The following is an 18,718-nucleotide window of genomic DNA, read 5'->3' on the forward strand; positions in this document are numbered from 1 at the left end:
CAGACAGTATAACACGAGCTGTACATGGCTGTATTGAAAAAAAGCGTCATGGAAACATATCCGGCGCGCTCCACGCTACTTTTCCAACAATACCGCCATCGTCTGCCCATCCCCGCTGTACGGCGCCCCGGCCACGTCTCCAAACAGCCCGCAGACCTGAAAGCCCGCTGCCTCCGCCTCCCGGGTCAGCCCTTCCCGCGAAAAATAAGTATTCCAGATATAATAATTGCGCACCTCCTGATCCGAAACAATCGCGGCGTGCTCCAGCGTGACGCCCGGATACTTATACCACCCATCGAATTCAATATACGGCTGTCCGCTCCAAAACCCGCCGTTTTCAAAGACTTCCCACGTCTGCGCCTCCTCAAACAGTTCATACTTCACCATGGTGAACACATCCAGCAGAAACCGGCCTCCGGGCCGCAGATGGTTGTATACAGTATTCATCAAAACCGCACGATCCACGGTTGACAGCGCGCCATAGTCACAGTAGATCATGGTTGCGAAGTCAAAGGTCTCGCCCAAATCCATCTGAAGATAATTTTTCTGCAGATACCGAATATCCAGCCCCTTCTCCCGCGCCGAACGCTCCGCGTACGCAATGGAACGCCAGGACAGATCCACGCCCGTCACCTCATAACCGGTCCGGGCGAACCGCTCCCCATAGAGCCCCGGCCCGCAGCCAAAATCAATCAGCCGCCTGTAGACACCGGCGGGCGCCAGCTCCCCGATCCAGCGCATGGATTTCTCAATAAACGGAAGTTTCCTGCTCGCCCCCTCAAAATCGGGATCCAGATGAGCCTTCAACATTTCCCCGGAAATGTGCTCGTCGTCCCAGAAGGGAATCTCAGTTTTCGCGTACAGCGGCGGTTTTTCCAATATGGAACATAAATTCTGATACATTCATAATCTCCTTTCCTGTCCGGCGAATGCAACGGTTCACAGGCAGCGTCAGCGGCCTAGGGCATTCAGAAAAACAAAAAGCCGCAGACATTACTCTGCGGCCAATCTTCCCGGAATGATGAAGAAACGCTGAGAGTCAATAAAATCAAATACAGGGAATCACAACAAAACTGCCAGGGCAGTCTGTTCCGGGGCGCTTACGGCCCCCGCCTGTTAAATTGATTTTATCCACTCTTCTCCAGCCGCGCCAATGCCACCGATTCTGTGACATCTGGAACGCCGGACGTTCATCACCTTTTCTTATTGATTGATGGAGTTATTCTACCGGAAATGAAGGGGATTGTCAATCAGTTTCCGCCGTACCGTTCACCCCTTCACCGCCCCCCGCAGGCTGTCCGCCGTCAACGTATCCGCATTTTTCACCATCTCCTCCGGCGTCCCCGTAAATACCACTCGGCCGCCCAGGTTCCCTCCGTCCGGTCCGATGTCGATGATCCAGTCGGCCTGCTTCATCACGTCCAGATTGTGCTCGATCACCACCAGGGTATTTCCCCGGGACACGATCAGGTCGAACAGCTTTAACAGATTTTTGATATCGGACATGTGCAGCCCCGTGGTGGGCTCGTCCATCACAATAATGCTTCCTTTTTTTCCCAAATGTTTCGCCAGCTTGATCCTCTGCCGCTCGCCGCCGGACAGCGTGCTGAGGGGCTGCCCCAGGGTCAGATAGGACAGGCCCACCTGCTGCATTACCTTCAAATGCCTTCTGATCTTCGGCTCCTCAAACACCTCAAGGGCCTGGGAGGCGGTCAGCCCCAGAAGCTCCACGATATTTTTCCCCTTATAAGTGCAGGCCAGGGCCTCCTGGTTGTAGCGCAGCCCGCCGCAGGCCTCGCACTCCGTCACGATGGGGTCCATAAATGCAAGCTCCGTCACGATCACGCCCTTTCCGCCGCACACCGGGCAGGCGCCCGCAGAGTTAAAGCTGAACAGGCCGTCGGACTTGCCGCTCTCCCGCGCCATCAGCTTGCGAATCTCATCGAAAAATCCCAGGTAAGAGGCCGGAGTGGAGCGGTTGGTGGCGGTAATGGGCCCCTGGTCGATCATCACCACGTCCTGCTCATACTGTCTGGCGAACACCTGGGTGATCAGGGTGCTCTTCCCGGAGCCCGCCACGCCGGTCACCACCGTCATGATCCCCAGCGGAATGTCCACGTCCACGGACTTCAGATTGTGCAGGCTGGCCCCGCGCACGGGTAGGCTGCCGGCAGGGCGACGCGGGTTCTCCTTGACCGGCAGGGACTCCAGCATGGCATTTCCCGTCAGGGTGCCGGATTTCAGCAAATCCTCAAAGCTGCCCGCAAACACGATCTCGCCCCCGTTCTGCCCGGCCCGCGGCCCCACGTCGATCACATAATCCGCGATGGAAATCACATCCCGGTCGTGCTCCACCACAAGAACCGTGTTCCCTTTGTCCCGCAGCTGCCGCAGCAGATTGTTCATGCGGTAGACGTCCCGCGGGTGCATCCCCGCGCTGGGCTCGTCAAAAATATAGGTCAGTCCGGTCAGACTGCTGCCCATGTACCGGACCAGCTTCAACCGCTGGGCCTCCCCGCCGGACAGGGACGGCGTCTCCCGGTTCAGATGCAGGTAGGGCAGACCGATCGCGATCATCCGGTCCAGCCCCTCCGTCAGAGTCTGCACCAGCACGTCCACCGTCGGGTCTGTGATCTGCAGCAAAACCTCGCGGAGCCGGGTCAGCTCCATCTCACACATGTCCGCGATGGAATAGCCGTTTATCTTACAGCTCAGAGCCGTCCGGTTCAGACGCTTCCCGTGGCACTCCGTACACTCCATCCCGGCGATCATGCTCTGGGACTTCTCCCTGGTATGCCTGCTCTTATTGCTGATATCCCGGTTCAGCAGCGTTTTCGTATATTTGTGGTACAGGCCCGTCACCTTGGGATTCTCCGGCTCCCCCGCGCCGTCCCTGGAACCGTACAGCAGCAGGTTATACTCTTCCTGAGTGTACTCCCTCACCGGCTTGTCCAGATCGAACAGGCCGGAGGCGGCGTACTGCTTCCAGTACCAGGAACCCGGGCGGAATATGGAATCCTTGACACAACCCTGGTTCCAGGACTTGTCCCGGTCGATCATAGACTCCACGTCCAGCCTTGTAATCGTTCCCAGCCCCGAACAGGTCCTGCACATCCCGTTGGGGTCATTGAAGGAAAAGCAGGAAGCCGTGCCCACATAGGGGCTCCCGATCCGCGAAAACAGCAGCCGCAGGCTGGAGTACAGGCCGCTGATGGTGCCAACCGTGGAGCGGGCGTTTCCGCCCAGGGGCGACTGATCCACCACCACGGAAGCCGTCAGGTTGTCGATTCGCTCCACCGCCGGTTTGGGATATTTTGGAAGCCGCGACCGCACGAACGCCGGGTAGGTGGCGTTCATCTGCCGCTGGGACTCGGCTGCGATGGTGTCGAACACAATACTGGATTTCCCGGAGCCCGACACCCCCGTAAACACCGTGATTTTCTCCTTTGGAATCCTGAATGTAACATGCTTTAAATTATTCTGGGTCAACCCGTGCACGATCATATCTTCCATCCGTCTATACCTCATTTCTTTATTCTGATTGGTCAGCTGTACGTTACAGCATAACATAGTAAAGCGGCGCATTCATGATATTTTTTGTTGATTTCGGCATGATAGAAGGATAGAATGTTAATGGAGAAGGGAGGCGGCGGATTGAGCCATCTGACACCGCTTGAGCGGGCAATCGAATACATCGAAACACATCTGGATGAAAATATTGACCTGGGCGACGTGTCCAGGGAAATGGGATACTCCTATTACCACATGACGCGGATGTTCTCCGCCGTGCTGGGCGAGCCGGTGGGCCGCTATATCAGCCGCCGCAGGCTCTATCGGGCTGCCCGGCAGCTCGTAAGCTCCGACCGGCGGATCATCGACATCGCCCTGGAAAGCGGCTTCCAGTCGCCCGAAGCCTTCAGCCGGGCCTTCAAGGCGGCGTTTAAAACCACCCCGGCGGACTACCGCAAAGCGGGCCTGGACCTGGTGGCAACGGCCAAGCCCCGGCTGCTGCCCGTGGACGTCCCCCACATCGCCGCCGGCATTTCCCATTCCCCGGAAATCCTTCAGATGACGGAGGAAATCAAAATAGCCGGCCTGCGGGGCACCACCTCCATTTCCCAAAACCGGATTCCCCAGCTGTGGGATCAGTTCCTGAGCCTTCACAGGGATCTCTACGAGCTGACCGGAACCGCCTACAGCATCTGCGAAACCCGGCAGACCGTCTACGCGGAGGACGGGGACGTGACCTTCTCCGTGATGGTGGGAAGCCCTGTCCCCGATTTCAGCAACCTGCCGGAAACGCTGGCCCAAACCACCCTGCGCCCCGGAAAATACGCCGTTTTCACCCACCGCGGCAGTTTGGACAAGCTGCTCCAGACCTACCAGTACATTTACGGCACCTGGCTGCCGTCGTCGGGCCGGCGGCTGGACGACCGGGAGGACTTTGAGGTTTATGAGCGGAAGGTGCTGGCGGTGGAGGACCCGGAAAATGAAGTGAAATTATATATTCCGGTTCTTTAAAAAGGGCGGGGTCTCCCCCGCCCTTGGAGCGCAGATCCCATCGGGACCACAGTCAGATATCCGCCGTTCTACGCCCGTTTCCCCTTCTCACTCTCATAAAACCGCAAAAACTCCTCACGGTTGTCGGCAAAAAGCTTTTCCAGCTCATAGGACAGCTGGAACGGATCGTAATCACTGAAAACATTGGGTATGTACCGGTCAATCTGTGCGGAAATCCGCTGGACATGCTCAACATCGACTCCAACCACCCGGAAAATCTTCTTTTCCGTGAAAATCAGCAGCTGCACGATGAAGGAGCCCCCTTTTCGTCCAACCTGGGCGCAGATCCAGTAGATTTTATCCCTGGGGATTGCCGTCACCTTCAGATTGCCGTCAAAAATCAGCAGATAGGAGGGCAGCAGGACTACCCGCTCTCCGTACGGCTTCTTGCTCTCCTCAAAATGATAAATATATTCATCGACCAGAATCTTGCCCTCCGAGGCCTCCCGGTTAATCCGCCCGGCCACCGCCTCTTTCGTGTCCTCATTGAAGGGAAGCGCCAAATTCTCGCCGTTCCTGGCCGTCCGCCTGGCTTTGAACAATCTCACAACCACCGCAACCAGCATAACCCCCACCAGAATCCCCAGATAGACCAGCACCTGCCTGCTGGACGGATCATTCATATCAAATGAATCCTTCATCAGGAAATAAAGCAGAGCCAGAAGGCCTGCCAATAAGGTCAGCCCGCCGAATACCTGTTTTTTGGCGGAGCGGTTTGCGCGGGTTGATTCCTGTTCTAAAAAGTTTTGGGACATAGTAGTGTTCTCCTATTCGCTGTATTTTCCGTCCTCATTTGCATGGAAGCCGATCAGCCCTTGCCATGAAATTAGTCCAGTAATATTTTACCATATTGTCCCTGTCATTGTCATCCGAAACAGAACTTCGTCTGTAAAAAACGGCGCGCATCTTTGTCCAAAATCCGCCCGGTCCGGTATAGATTCCCTTCCTCTACAAATAATAGTTCCAAATGATAACGGAGGTATTGCAATGAAGGCAATCGTATATGACGGAATACAAAAAGTGGAATGCCGCAACGTGGCAGATCCCGGGATTGAGAAGGAGGACGATGTAGTGGTAAAGGTCACCTCCACGGCCATCTGCGGATCGGACCTGCACCTGGTGCACGGTCTGGTAAAGGGAATGTACGACGGGTACATTTTAGGCCATGAGACCATGGGAATCGTGGAGGAAGCCGGAAAGGGCGTGAAAAACTTAAAGAAAGGCGACCGGGTCGTGATCCCGTTTCCCGTGGCCTGCGGACATTGTGAATTCTGCAGCCGCGGAGAATACAGCCAGTGTGACAACTCCAACGACTACGGCGAGGCGGGCGGCCTGCTTGGCTACAGCAAATACCACGGAAACTACGCAGGTGGGCAGGCCGAGTACATCCGGGTGCCCTACGCCAATGTTGGGCCGAAAAAAGTGCCCGAAGGGCTGACCGACGAGCAGGTGCTCTTTGTAACGGATGTCCTGCCCACCTCCTACTGGGGAACTGAAATCGCAAATGTGAAGGCAGGGGACACCGTGGTGGTGCTGGGCTGCGGGCCCATCGGGCTGATGACCATCAAGTGGTGTATCCTGAAAGGCGCGGGGCGCATTATCGCGGTGGACCACGTGAATTACCGCCTGGAACACGCCCGGGGCTACGGCGTGGAAACCCTGAATTTTGAAGACTACGAGCAGGTCGGGGCATATATAAAAGAAATCACCCACGGCGGCGCTCATTCCGTTATCGACTGCGTGGGCCTGGACGGGAAAACCTCGGTCGTGGAGAAAATCGAAACCGCCCTCAAATTGCAGGGCGGGTCCAAATCCGCCATCGAAACCGCCTCCCAGTGCGTCCGAAAAGCCGGAACGGTGGCCCTGGTGGGCGTGTACGGCGATAAATATAATAACTTCCCCCTCGGTAACTTTTTCTCCAAAAATATCTCCCTGAAAATGGGCCAGTGCCCCGCCACCCGGTATGTAGATCTGATGTTGGAGAAGATTCAAAAGGGAGAGATCGACGCCACGGATATCATTACCCACAGGCTTTCGCTGGAGGAAGGGAAGCATGCTTATAGTATTTTTGATAAGAGGGAGGATCACTGTATTAAGGTGATTTTGAAGCCGTGATGGGCGAAAAACCGAACTGAATCTAATGGGTTTTGACAGCGATTTGTTTCCCCCTTGCAGAAAACGCAAAATCAAATACCGATTTTCTGCATCCGTTTCGTAATTTCACCAACCCTGGTATCAAAATCCCGTTCCGTAAACTTGGATAATCTGCACTCGTCAACGATTTCCCCGTCACACAGAAACAGAACCCGCTCAGTCCTGGCCGCTATGTTCGGATCGTGTGTAACCAGAAGTATTGCGATGCCATCCCGGTTGATTTTTGTAAAAAGTTCCATAATCTCTTTTGCTGTCTTTGTATTCAAAGCCCCGGTCGGCTCGTCGCCAAACACGATCTCCGGCTCGCTCATCAGGGCGCGGCAGATGCCCGCCCGCTGGAGCTGGCCGCCGGAAGCCTGGGTAATGTCCCTCTGCGCCAAATCCCCAATCCCCATCTGCTCCATCAAATCTCTGGCTTTTTGATTCAGTTGTCTCACGTTCCTGCGGCGGTCCCGCATCTGGGGCAACATAATATTGTCCAGCAGATTGAGGTTTTTCAGCAGGGCGGGCTGTTGGAAAACAAACCCCATTCTGCTTCTGCGGAGATCCGACAATGCATCGTCCGATAAACCGGATAGTTTCCGGCCCTCAAAACTCACTTCCCCGCCGTCGATTCCGTCCATTCCGCTCAGGGCATAAAGCAGCGTGGACTTTCCTGAGCCGGAGGGGCCCATGATGGATACAAACTCGCCGCTGCCGATTGTAACGGACACCCCGTTTAAGACCCTGTGTTTTTCTTCCCCCACACCGTAGGATTTTATGATATTCTGACCGGATAATAATTGTTTCATGGCTTACTCCTTTATGGATTGGCATAATTTCACGTCGCCCGCATGAGCAGTTCCCCATACGGTCGCAAGCAGACCGGAACATACCAAAATCAATGGGGAAAACAAATACGTGGACAGCGGATTTATGGTAAAACGGAATGTCGCGGCTCCCAAAGAGGAGACGGCGGCAGCGGACAGTTTTTCTCCCACGGTCCCCGCCAGTATGGTTCCCAAAAATATTCCAACCGCCAGTATCAAAAACGCGCGCCAGGCATACTGGCGCTGTATATCTGAGCCGGTAAATCCGACGGCCCGCAGCACGGCAATGGAATACCGGTCCTTTGCAGCCAGCAGCTTCACAAACAATAAGGTTACCAATAACACAATAACCGCTGAGACAATGCCGGCAATCCGCGACGCCGCCTGCACGGATCGAAGCGTTCCTCCAAAGGTCTGCGCCATGTATTCGTCTATGCTTGAAACTTTTGCGTAGGAAAAATGGGCCGCATACTCCGCAATTTTGTCGGGCAGCCGGTCTTTTCCGGCCAAATCCGCGCACACCAGACTCCATACCGGTTCCGTGCCGGTATCTGTAAACACTGCCTTGGCGGTCTTTCCTCCATTGGTGATGTCGGAATAGATCCCGCAGACTGTCAGCTGTTTTTCCCCAGTGGAAGTCAACAACGTAATACGCTCACCCACACGCTTTTCCAATTCGTCCGCATAGATGGCCGATAAGGCTATTTCAGTTTCCTTAACCGGCAGGCGGCCCTCCGCATATTGAAGCGGAAACACGGAATGATCCCCCAGCTCCACCTTCAGATTCTCGGTTTCTCCACGGTCCAGTTTGACCGGGAAAATCTTTGAGACAAACAGGGCGTAATCTGCAATTTCCGGGTCATTTTCCATATACCGGCCAATTTCCTGCGTCTTTTCGCCGATCTGACCGGTCTGCTGAATATCCATGCGAAGGTCGCAATTTCCCACCCCAATGTAGGTGACAAAATCATCCCCGGAAATCGTATGGTACAAATTCTGCGGCACAACCATAATAAAGCTCGCCAGAATGATCACCGCCAGCATCGTACCATAGAGCCGTTTTCTTGCCAGGACGTCCTTCAGGCCAAGAATAAAGTTGCAGGAAACCACACGGCTTTCAGACAGCCTGACAATCCGGGAGCTGTGACTGGAATCGTCCTGTGCGCCAAACCGGATTGCCTGCACGGCAGATATACAGCGAAACCGCCGGAGGCATCCGTTTACATAGAGCAGAATCAGCAAACATACAATCCCAGCGCCAAGGCCGCCCAGCAGCAGCTCCCGGGCCGGACTCCCGCTGCCGCCTAAATTCAGGCGGATTCGTTCCAGCAAGGCGTCTTTGAACAGAAGGGAAAGCATAAATCCAAAGCCACTTCCAATGGCCGCCATGACTGCATAGATTGCCAGATAGATTCCCCTGATATCCCATACCCGCATTCCGATTGCCTTCATGACCCCGATTTCCCGGAAATCGTCCTCGATCTTCGCCAGGAGCGTGAAGCGGACGCATAACAGCGAAACAGAGACTACCAGGAGCCCGATCAGGACAAGGATTACGATCATAATGCCGTCTGAAATAGCGCTGATCATCTGAAACAACGGCCATGTGAGCGCAGGCCCGTTAGCCGGAAGTCCTGCGGCGCTGTAAGCGGTCTCAAAAGCGCTCAGTTTTGACAGGTCATGCAGGCGGAATTCGATTAAATATTCCACATTCCCAAACGGCGCAAGCCGGGTATAATCTGCTTCGTTTATCAGAAAGCGTTTGGAAGATGCCAGGGTGGAATTCATCTGGGAATCCCGGACAAATCCCGCAACGCGAAAGGTTCTTCCACACAGGACCGCCGGATCGCCCACGTTCACAATCCCGTCCCGCAAATAACAGACGGGCACATATACTTCGCCGGGCTGGGGGTTCACCGGTTGATTCTCCATATCCAGCAGAAAATCAAACCGGCTGCTTTGGGTGCAAAAACCGTTGTCCTGCACGCTGTCCGTAAGTCTGTTTCCGCCCAGAATAAGCTCGGTATTATCCACATTCAAAAAGGGGATTACCTGAAAATCCGCCACGTTCCTGTTATTGTCTGCAAAATTCTCCAGGCCGGCCATATCAACCGCCCCTGTATGCATCTGCATAAAATGGGGTGTTTTTGCATCCGCCATGAGCCGGTCCACCGCGCCAAACAGATTTACCGTGAGGATTGCCGCAAGTGACAATAACATGGCTGCCACGGAAATAAAAAGAATTGTGATCAGCGACACCGCTCTGTTCCTCACAAGGTCGTTCCAGATCATTTTACGTGTCATAAAGACCCCCGCTTTCCAGATTGCGGATGGACTTCATGCAAAACAGCAGGCCGGACGTGACGCAAAGCAGCAGGCCGGCAAGAATCATAAGAAAGCCGATGCCCCGGCCCGGTCCCGTGCCAATGATTTTCCCAACGTTTTCGGAAAGCGCGCCGCCGTCCAGAAGCAGAGGGGTGAACACATAATCCGCCAACAGGCCGGAAACCGCATAGGCCGCCACGTATCCAAGCTGTGAGATCAGCCCAATCAGCCCCCAGGCGCGTCCCTGCAAGTCATTTTCAATATTGGTGCGCAGCAGGTAATCCAGGCTGGCGTTGGTGAACGGCAGCATCGCGAAAAAAAGAAAACCGGCCGCGCCGATGAACACAATATTTTCCCGCAGCCCGAATAACGCCATAAAAATACCGGCTCCAAAGAGTGAAAGGGAGAGCAGCCCGGCGTATCCCTTTTTGATGCTGATTCCCCCGAGAACCGCGCTGGTTACCAGCATTCCCATCGTGATAACCGTCATCAGCGTGCCAAGGGTGGCGCTGTCTGAAAAACTTAAGACCATCGGGGAGGCGAGCGTCTGTATAACCCCCAGGCAAAAGGTAATAAGCGCGCCCATGACAACCAGGGTGAGGACTCCCTTCTTACCGGCCAGCGCTTCCCAGCCGGCCTTCAGCTCGGCGGCAAAAGAGAAACTGTTCTCCGCTTTCCTGCCCGGAAGCCCCTTTTTCACAACCAGCGTTGTGGCAACCGTCACAAAAAAAGTGCATATATCAAGGAACAGCAGCAGGCGGATATCGGAAATGGTGAGCAGGAAACCGGCCAAAACCGGGGAAATCAGATATTTGGCGGAGCCCGCAATCTGGACCAGACCGCTGGCCTTGCTGTACTGCTCCGGATTCAACAGCTCTGTAATGGTAGCTTTATAAGCCGGTTCCAGAAGGGACGCGAACACGGAGCTGACGGTTACTCCCACGCAGATTTGCCAAAGAAGGGCCTCCCCATGCATCAGGCTCACCAGGATGAACAGCAGCCCCACCGCGGAAAGGCTGTCTCCCAGAATCATCAAAAGCCTGCGGTCATAGCGGTCGGCCAACACCCCCGCCATAGGCCCCAGAAGAAGCGAAGGAAGGAACGCGAGCAGTGTGACTAGCGCCATCTGGGACGCTTTTCCGGTCTGCTGAAAGATATAAACGCCCAGGCCAAAGGAGGTAAGGCCGCTTCCAATCGCTGAGACAAAATCGCCGGACCAGAGCAGCATGAATTTCCCAAAGGATTTTTCTGTATTATTTTTCATTCACCCTGCCTTCCTGTAAACGCTTCTTCAAACGCTGCAAGTTCACCTTCCCCCACGCCGAGAAGCCGTTCCAGATAATAGATAAACGCCTGGATTTTGTCCTGACGTTGCGGCTGCTTCAGTTCAAACACGTTGTCATCCAGCATAACATCCAAATAACAAAGCGCCATCTCCATGCCTTCCAAAGGATACGCGGTATCAAAAATCCCCTGTTGGACCCCCTCGGTTACGATATCGGCCAAAATCGGCGGAACCTCCTGAAAAATGATCTTTTTCGTTTTTTCATGCATCAGTGTATTCTGGGGCTTGTGCAGCTGCTCCATCATCGTTTGCTCCTCCATTTGCTCTGTATCCACATGAAGGGCCAGAATGGTTCGGATCATCCGCTCCTTGACCGGAATGCTTTTATCATCTGCTATTTTTTTTGCACTCAAAAAGATATCGTCGGTTTGCCGTTTAATCAGCGCATTCAAAATATCTTCTTTGGATTTGTAATGATGGTAAAGGGTTCCCTTTGCGATCCCCACCGCGTTCATAATATCGGTAACGCTTGTATTGTCATATCCTTTTTCTGTAAATAATATCTCGGCTGCGTCCAAGATCTCGTTTTTGCGAATATCGGCTTCTTTTATAATTCTCATGGGTAGACTCCTTTTCTCGACCGACCGTCGGTCTATTAATAAGAATAGCATGGTTAGGGGCGGATGTCAAGGACAATAACCGCAAAATCGACAGCCTGTCCATTCCGTTCTATATCATCACCCTACGGTTACAACCCCTCCATGCGCTTCGACATAACCGCCGCCGTCACGCACACCGGGTAAACCTTCGTCGCCGTGAACACCGCGTCCAACACCGGATTAAGCGGAATCAGCATCGCAATCATCGCTTCTGCCGGCAGCCCGAACGGCTCCAGCAGCAGCGCGATCAAATAGGACGACGCCATAATATCGGAATAACTGGTGGACAGCAAAAACGTGATCAGAAACGCGGTCGCAATGGTGCCGGGCTGCAGCGTAACACCGTATATCGATGCCGCGCCCACAAAGCTCAGTGCAAGCAGTATCACCCCATCATAATTGAACAGCGAAATACTAATCGGAAGAATTGTGTTGGTCACATCCCGGTTGATTTTGTGATGATTATGCAGGTTATCGATCAGATATGGAATCGTAGGGATCGCGTCCCCTGTGGCGAACGCCATATACAGAGGCTTCCCCATGGCCTTCAAATGCGCGCGGACGCCGGTCCCCGTCACCAGGCACATCACCGTCATGGACACAACACAGATGATCAGGCAGATTCCAATGGTCATAAACAGCAGCCGCACCAGCGAAAGCAGCACATCCATCCCCAGCGCGGAAATCTGCACGGAGATAATACAAAAAATGGCTGGCGCCAGAAAAATCATGATGAAGTCGAAAATCTCCATAAAAATGTGATTCACCGCCTCGCAGAGATCCATGACCAGCTCTTCATTTTTCGGCGGCAGCGTCACCGTGGCGATACCGAGCACAATGGAAAAAAACACCACCTGCAGCACATTACTCTGGGATAACGCCCGGATAATATTGTCCGGGAAAATGTTCAGGATCATTTCCCCGATGGTAATCGTCTCAGGGTGTTCCGGCCGTATATAACTGCTGATTTCCCGGATCATGGAATTGATCCCGGCCTCGCCCTCGATCAGCAGCTTGCTGGCCGCCAGCTGAAAATCCTTTTGCTGGAAAATAGCTCCCCGCAGCAGCCAGCTGACCCCCGCCGTAATCCCGAAAACCGCCGCCACAATCACAACGCTGGTCACCGCGGCCCGGCCCAGGAATTTTCCTCCCACCTTCGCCTTCAGGACATTGTGAATACTGATGGTCAGCATTGTGGCAATAATCGGGAGCATACACAGCTCCAGCATCGTCAGAAAAATATCTCCAAATACTTCCAACACCCCGATAAACGACGGCTGCAATATCCCAACCAGGATTCCCAACGCAAACAAAACAAACAGCAGAACCGGACTTCTGAGAATTTTCCCCATCTTCATACCCGCCCTTCATCAGAAGCATTCCGGGAAATCCCGGATCAAATCGTCCAACACATAGGAGTAACAGTTCACCATCAAATACGCGTTGATGCACTCCAAAAGATCCTCCGAGCCGTCCGCAACCGCAACGCAAATATAATCCCGGAGGTCCTCCACCGTATAGATCGTGGTATACAAGGAAACCTCATAATTCTTCATGATGGCCTGGACAAAGGTCAGATCGTCATAGACCGCCGCAAACACCTCTTCCCCGACCACGGCCTCGACCATCGAAGGGATATCCTCATACACCCGGATGTCCGCCTCCGGGAAATTCCGCCTCACAAAGCTCTCATAGGAAGTCCCCTCAACCGTCCCAATCACCGCCCCCGGCTCCCGCATATGGTCGTAGGGATAATCCGCCACGCCGTATTGGGCCGCCAGCTTTTTATTCACTAGAAACGACTGCCGCAGCGTCACATAGGGGGGCTGTTGACAAAGTGCCTGATCATTTATTACGAGCGGAAAAAAGCAATAAAAAAGACGCCTACCGGCGTCATCCCATACATCTTATCATCCTTTTTAAGTTCAAAGCGGTCGCCGAGAGGAGGCAGTGGTCCTCCGCTGCCTCTAAACCCCGTCGTAAGACGCGTGTTAAGTTATGTCCCCACTTTTGGGCGGCAAACGTGCCCTCGCACCAGATCTGCCGCTTGCGCAGCGCATCCAGATAGTCCGGCTCGTTTTGCCGGGCGAGATGCCGCCGTACTGTGGGACGGAAGTAGGTATCCAGCAGCCTTCGTGCGCCGCGTTTATCATTTTCGCTCAAACATTTCTCCCGGAAAGGACAGCTCCGGCAGTCTCCGCGGTCTGCCCAATACTCCCAGTACACACCGCTGGCGCTGCGGTACAGCCCCTTCACTCGAAGCTCTTTCCCATTGGGGCATTGATAAACATCTTTCTCCGCATCATAAGAAAAGGCATCCCGTTTGAATTCCGCCTTGGTCCTATCAGCAGAAGGCTGCGGCCTGACATAAAAGGAGATTCCCTGCTCCTCCAGCACACGGTGGGCCAGAGGAAAATCGTAAGCGGCGTCCGCTGTGGCCGCCTGAATGGGGAAGACATTTCGATGGATCTGCTCCAGATGGTCCAGGTATGGCACGGAATCATGCACATCGCCCGGTGTCACCGTCACACCCAGGATCACACCGTGGTCCGTGTCCAGGGTTTGATGGCTCAGGTAGTACTGGCCCTCCGGCTTCCCCGGCCGTTTCATATGCCCTGCCTCCGGATCAGTCCGGCTCACACGCTTGTGGCTGCGGCGGCTGTCCCGCTTGATTTGCTTTGTCCGCTTCTTCCGGCGGTGTCCGGTCCGTTTCTCCAGTTTCTGCAGTCCTTCTTCCTCGTAGCCGTCCAGCCGTTCCCAGTATACGCCCGGTTCCTCGGGCATTTCCACCAGATGCTCCGACGCACGGGAGGCATTGGCCTTTACATGGGTAGAGTCGGTAGCTGCCAATTTCCCGCTGACCAGACCTTTTTCAATGCACTGCCGCACCACTTCCTCAAACAGCCGACGGAAAACCTTGCGGAAAGAAGGCTTGCGACGGCGCAGCTGAGAGATGGTGCTGTGGTCCGGTACCCGGTCAAACAGATCCAGGCCCAGATACCACCGCAGGGCCACATCTGTCTGGATACGCTGTTCGATCTGCCGTTCCGATGGGATCCCGTACAGGTATCCTACCAGCAGATATTTTACCAGCACAACAGGGGCAATGGGTGGGCGGCCGTATCTGCGGTTGTACAGATGGGCTGTTTCTTCATGAATGAAGGACAAGTCCAGCGTGGCTTCCAGTTTTCGCAGAAAGTGTCCCTCTGGGACCAAATCTTCTATCGTTACCATGTGCAGCTTCAGTTGCATTCCCATCCCCCTCTCCGCTCTTTTTTTCATTATATCATATTTCCGGCGCTAAGGGGACTTTGTCAACAGCCCCATAGGGAGTCGAAAACGACACCCCCATAGCCCGCTCCGGCGTCATGCTGAACTTGGACGCCACCATATCATACCGTCCCCGGGCCAGATTCTCATAAAGCTCCTGATTCGACCGCGCCGTGCGGTCGATCACCAGCTTCACGCCAAAGGTATCTGCAATCCCCAGCGAAATCTCCACATCCAGCCCATCCATGGAGCCGTCACCCGTGTGGTAAAAGAACGGGGGCCTGTCCTCCTCCAGCATGCCGACTACCAGGGAATCCTTTTCGAGGAGTTCTGCCACAAACGGTTTGTCATACTCCTGGGGCAGGATTGGCTGCCGCCCTTCCTGGGACAGGTCCAGTGAACTGTGCAGGGCGATTGTTGCGATCTCCGCTGTCTCTGCCGGGCTTTCTGCCTTTGGGGCGGAAGCGCAGGCGGAAAGAAGGGGGATGAGGAATAAGACGAGTGTCAGAAGTAGTTTTTTGTTCATAGGAACCCCCAATCCACAATTACACAACGTTACTCTTTCGCTTTCTTTTTTCGCTGCCTGTCCTCATACATGTCATAAATCCACTCTCTCACTGGAAGCTTCCACTGTTCCCTGGGATTCGGAATATTTTTAATCAGACTCTTGGGATTTAACCCCAGTTCTTTCGCCATCTGTATTTCCTTCTCCCCAAGCCTGCATTTTTTCTTAGCTTCCGCCCATAATTCCGGTTTATATGCCATAGAATCTCCATTCTGCGGTTATATCGTTATAATAATCAACCAGCATGCCGGCACACCACGCCCTAGCGGTACTGACCCATTGTCATCCAGAACTCATCGATTCCTTCAACTGTTTCACACGCCGAAGCTTGATTTTGCAAGTCTCGCAAATCTGTTCCAACGCTGCCGCTACAATCACATTTGAAACTCTGATCTCTCTGGGCGCTCCCGCTTTAAAAATGAATCTGATCAACGTCTCTGCCAATTCCACCATGGCATCCTCATGCGGGCCATTCATATCACAGGAAATAACCACCCCTGTATCAGCTTCTGTCAGAATGCTCATGACAGGATTTACTGGCCTGTCGTATTCCTTATCCGGCACTGACGCTGCCAGGGGCCTCACATCAGCTTCCAGCGTAAACTTCCCTTTTGGCGCCTTGGCCAGCTCTTCTAACAGTTCTTCATCTGTAATCACAAGATTCCCAAAACGATAGCTGATAAATGGCAGCGGTTCCTCGCCATATTGCCACGTTTTCCTGTCTGACGAAAATACAAAAGAAAACATCTTCCCATTCTCAAAATCGATATGAATATCCATTTTCTTATAATAGGTGAGCGCCATTTCCAGATTTTCCATGTGCTCCGTCATCCGTACAACCTCATCCTGGTCCAGATTGTACGGATAATATCCGGGCTCACAGGACAGGAAATACAGCCACTTATTCTTACCGCGATATTTATACCCCAGCTCCTTGATAATCTCCCTCTGCTTTGCCGACAATTCTTCACGGTCTCCCCAGTAGCAAGTCAGGTTCATCTGGTTAAACAAAGCATATTCTACAGACAGGTTCATCTGCTCATGCATAGTCAGCATCAGGAAACTGTTAAATGCCTCGTACCCCTCATAAACCGTAATTCCGTAACAGCCTTCGCCCTTCCCCAATATACTGTAGAACACCGTATTCTCAGGCTCATCCCCCACCCGTATCCCGATGATATCCAGATCCCACAGGAAATTCCACGGCTCCAATGCCCGGATTCTTGTGGTTACTTCGTATAATTGTTTCCATTGGGCGATTGTTGCTTTTATTCTCATAAATCTCCTTTGCTGTATTTCATATGTTTCAAAATAGTGAGTGCATGTTTATTTTTAACAGTTTAATGCTATATTGTCAGTCATTCATTCTATTTTCTTCTCTTTGAACCCTTGCAGGTTTTGCAACAGCTGCTTCGGAACCAACTCACCTTCTGAAAAAATATTTTTAATAGCATGGATATTGTGGACTTTTTTAGAATAACTCTAAAATTTGTTCCAATAATAAACATATTGTATCATCGTCAAATGTAGCTTCAGCTTGGCAATTCCATCTCCGGTTGCGTAACTCTTTCTTCTCCCTTCAATAGAGTTTTAATGATGTTCTTGTATTTATTATGCTTAAAAAGGTATTTAAAACACAATCGTAATAGGCCATTACTTTTTTGCTTATTATTATCTATAGTTTGTGGTTCTCACCCTATGTTACCCTTTCAATCCACAATTTCGCATCATGATTACCGATTCGAAATGTAGTGAGTGGATAAAAATGATGTCTGAAAGACGTGGCTCACCCCTGGCGGTGTTTCGCTTGTCTAACTTTAAGCGAACTTGAATTAGGCAACAAGCCGTTGCACAATTACTCCAGCTCTTTTTCAATATCTTCAATGGCCGGAAGGCTACTACGCAATTCTTCTGGTAATGCCTTTGCCATCTGATTTTTCCATTCTGCCACGCCAATGGGGTTCTGGTAGCCGGCTAAAGAATACTCTACTACAGTTTCGTTTTTACCCTTTACCAACAGCAAACCAATAGTTGGCTTGTCGTCCGGGTGTCTCAGAATATCGTTAACCACATTCTGGTACATATTTAATTGGCTAATAAATCCTGGTTCAAAGTCACAGGCTTTTAGCTCAACTACGACAAAGCACCGCAGTTTCAGATGGTAAAACAGAAGGTCGAGATAAAAATCATCACCGCCTACTTCCAAATGTACCTGCCGGCCTACAAACGCAAACCCTTGCCCCAGTTCCAACAGAAAGCTCTGAATATGTTCAGTAAGTTGCCGTTCGATCTCTATCTCCCTCCGAGGCATATCCGTTCCCAGAAAATCAAACAGATACGGGTCTTTAAACACCTGGTTAACCATATCAGAATCCGCTGGCGGAAGTGCTGCCGGGAAATTATTCACACTCCTACCAGAACGCTCCATCAGTCTGGTTTCTATTTGCATGTCTAAAATTGTTTTACTCCAGCCATTTTCAATTACTTTGTAAGCATACCAAATACGACTTTCTTCATCTTTCAGTTTGTCCATTAAGGAAATATTAGTTCGCCATGGTATTTGTGCAACGACCCGTTGCACAATTTCAAAGTCAGGCCAACTCTCGGCAAACTTTCGCATATATTTTATGTTTCTTGGAGAAAAACCTGACATTTCCGGGAAGGCATCCTTTAAGTCCTTGGCCATACGGTCAATAATTTTTGCACCCCAGCCTTCTTCCTCCTGCTTTTTTAGAATAGCTCTGCCTATGTTCCAGTACAGGCAAATCATACTGGAATTAGCATTTAATACAACAGAAATCCGCTGCTTTTGAATTTCCGATTTTACTTCTTCTATAAATTTCAAATAGGCCTCACTCATCTCGGAAAGATTTGGAGCAACAGGGAATAATACTCCATTTTTATTCTTTCCCATATGATTTCGATTATCCAATTTCTCACCTCGCTATTCCATTGTTCTCCTTAGACAAATTCCTCTACTTAATACTATATGCTTCTGCAACAGGACAATACTTTCTACATGTGGTGAGTGGATAAAAATGATACTAAGAGGGCGTAGTTCAACCTTAGGGGAATCTATTTTTACGACGCA

General features: G+C 52.3%; 16 protein-coding genes. 2 read left to right on the forward strand and 14 right to left on the reverse strand.

The window, feature by feature from the left end:
* Positions 1-75: 75 nt before the first annotated feature.
* Together ACK2JC_RS08505 and ACK2JC_RS08510 are read right to left on the reverse strand one after the other, a co-directional pair.
* Positions 76-903 carry a class I SAM-dependent methyltransferase gene (locus ACK2JC_RS08505; RefSeq protein WP_320937933.1) on the reverse strand — a complete coding sequence of 276 codons (828 nt, stop codon included), beginning with the start codon at positions 901-903 and terminating at the stop codon, positions 76-78.
* 366 nt (positions 904-1,269) lie between these two features.
* A complete protein-coding gene (locus ACK2JC_RS08510) occupies positions 1,270-3,513 on the reverse strand; it encodes an excinuclease ABC subunit UvrA (RefSeq protein ID WP_320937934.1) in 2,244 nt (747 codons plus the stop codon).
* Positions 3,514-3,627: 114 nt separating this feature from the next.
* Here ACK2JC_RS08510 and ACK2JC_RS08515 point away from each other — a divergent pair, with 114 nt between their 5' ends.
* Positions 3,628-4,521, forward strand: coding sequence for an AraC family transcriptional regulator (locus ACK2JC_RS08515; RefSeq protein ID WP_320937935.1), 894 nt, complete (start codon positions 3,628-3,630; stop codon positions 4,519-4,521).
* 68 nt (positions 4,522-4,589) lie between these two features.
* Here the strand turns inward: ACK2JC_RS08515 and ACK2JC_RS08520 are convergent, their stop codons facing one another.
* Positions 4,590-5,315, reverse strand: coding sequence for a hypothetical protein (locus tag ACK2JC_RS08520; protein ID WP_368271382.1), 726 nt, complete (start codon positions 5,313-5,315; stop codon positions 4,590-4,592).
* Positions 5,316-5,547: 232 nt separating this feature from the next.
* On the opposite strand from ACK2JC_RS08520, the gene ACK2JC_RS08525 reads away from it, so the two are divergent.
* Positions 5,548-6,675 carry a zinc-dependent alcohol dehydrogenase gene (locus tag ACK2JC_RS08525; protein ID WP_118756917.1) on the forward strand — a complete coding sequence of 376 codons (1,128 nt, stop codon included), beginning with the start codon at positions 5,548-5,550 and terminating at the stop codon, positions 6,673-6,675.
* Between the two features lie 71 nt (positions 6,676-6,746).
* Here the strand turns inward: ACK2JC_RS08525 and ACK2JC_RS08530 are convergent, their stop codons facing one another.
* From ACK2JC_RS08530 to ACK2JC_RS08580, 11 genes are all read right to left on the reverse strand, one after another.
* Positions 6,747-7,505 carry an ABC transporter ATP-binding protein gene (locus ACK2JC_RS08530; RefSeq protein WP_320937937.1) on the reverse strand — a complete coding sequence of 253 codons (759 nt, stop codon included), beginning with the start codon at positions 7,503-7,505 and terminating at the stop codon, positions 6,747-6,749.
* Positions 7,506-7,508: 3 nt separating this feature from the next.
* A complete protein-coding gene (locus tag ACK2JC_RS08535; protein ID WP_320937938.1) occupies positions 7,509-9,827 on the reverse strand; it encodes an ABC transporter permease in 2,319 nt (772 codons plus the stop codon).
* Complete coding sequence (locus tag ACK2JC_RS08540; protein ID WP_320937939.1) at positions 9,817-11,112, reverse strand: MFS transporter; 1,296 nt, start codon at positions 11,110-11,112, stop codon at positions 9,817-9,819. Before ACK2JC_RS08540 ends, ACK2JC_RS08535 begins: the two co-directional genes overlap by 11 nt.
* The gene (locus ACK2JC_RS08545) at positions 11,109-11,753 is read right to left on the reverse strand and encodes a TetR/AcrR family transcriptional regulator (protein WP_320937940.1); all 645 of its coding nucleotides are present in this window, start codon (positions 11,751-11,753) and stop codon (positions 11,109-11,111) included. Before ACK2JC_RS08545 ends, ACK2JC_RS08540 begins: the two co-directional genes overlap by 4 nt.
* Positions 11,754-11,881: 128 nt before the next feature.
* On the reverse strand, positions 11,882-13,150 hold the full coding sequence (locus ACK2JC_RS08550; RefSeq protein WP_320937941.1) for a dicarboxylate/amino acid:cation symporter: 1,269 nt from the start codon (positions 13,148-13,150) through the stop codon (positions 11,882-11,884).
* Between the two features lie 12 nt (positions 13,151-13,162).
* Positions 13,163-13,585, reverse strand: coding sequence for a hypothetical protein (locus tag ACK2JC_RS08555; protein ID WP_411338474.1), 423 nt, complete (start codon positions 13,583-13,585; stop codon positions 13,163-13,165).
* A gap of 100 nt (positions 13,586-13,685) precedes the next feature.
* Positions 13,686-15,050, reverse strand: coding sequence for an IS1182 family transposase (locus ACK2JC_RS08560; RefSeq protein WP_411337769.1), 1,365 nt, complete (start codon positions 15,048-15,050; stop codon positions 13,686-13,688).
* Between the two features lie 28 nt (positions 15,051-15,078).
* Complete coding sequence (locus ACK2JC_RS08565) at positions 15,079-15,588, reverse strand: transporter substrate-binding domain-containing protein (RefSeq protein ID WP_368272222.1); 510 nt, start codon at positions 15,586-15,588, stop codon at positions 15,079-15,081.
* Positions 15,589-15,617: 29 nt separating this feature from the next.
* Positions 15,618-15,827, reverse strand: coding sequence for a hypothetical protein (locus tag ACK2JC_RS08570; RefSeq protein ID WP_092371849.1), 210 nt, complete (start codon positions 15,825-15,827; stop codon positions 15,618-15,620).
* 82 nt (positions 15,828-15,909) lie between these two features.
* Positions 15,910-16,905 (reverse strand): DUF6930 domain-containing protein, encoded by a 996-nt coding sequence (locus ACK2JC_RS08575; RefSeq protein WP_320937943.1) that lies wholly within the window; start codon positions 16,903-16,905, stop codon positions 15,910-15,912.
* Between the two features lie 577 nt (positions 16,906-17,482).
* Positions 17,483-18,541 (reverse strand): YhcG family protein, encoded by a 1,059-nt coding sequence (locus tag ACK2JC_RS08580; protein WP_368272221.1) that lies wholly within the window; start codon positions 18,539-18,541, stop codon positions 17,483-17,485.
* Between the last annotated feature and the right edge of the window lie 177 nt (positions 18,542-18,718).

Source organism: Enterocloster lavalensis, from assembly GCF_046603895.1.
Lineage (GTDB): Bacteria > Bacillota > Clostridia > Lachnospirales > Lachnospiraceae > Enterocloster > Enterocloster lavalensis.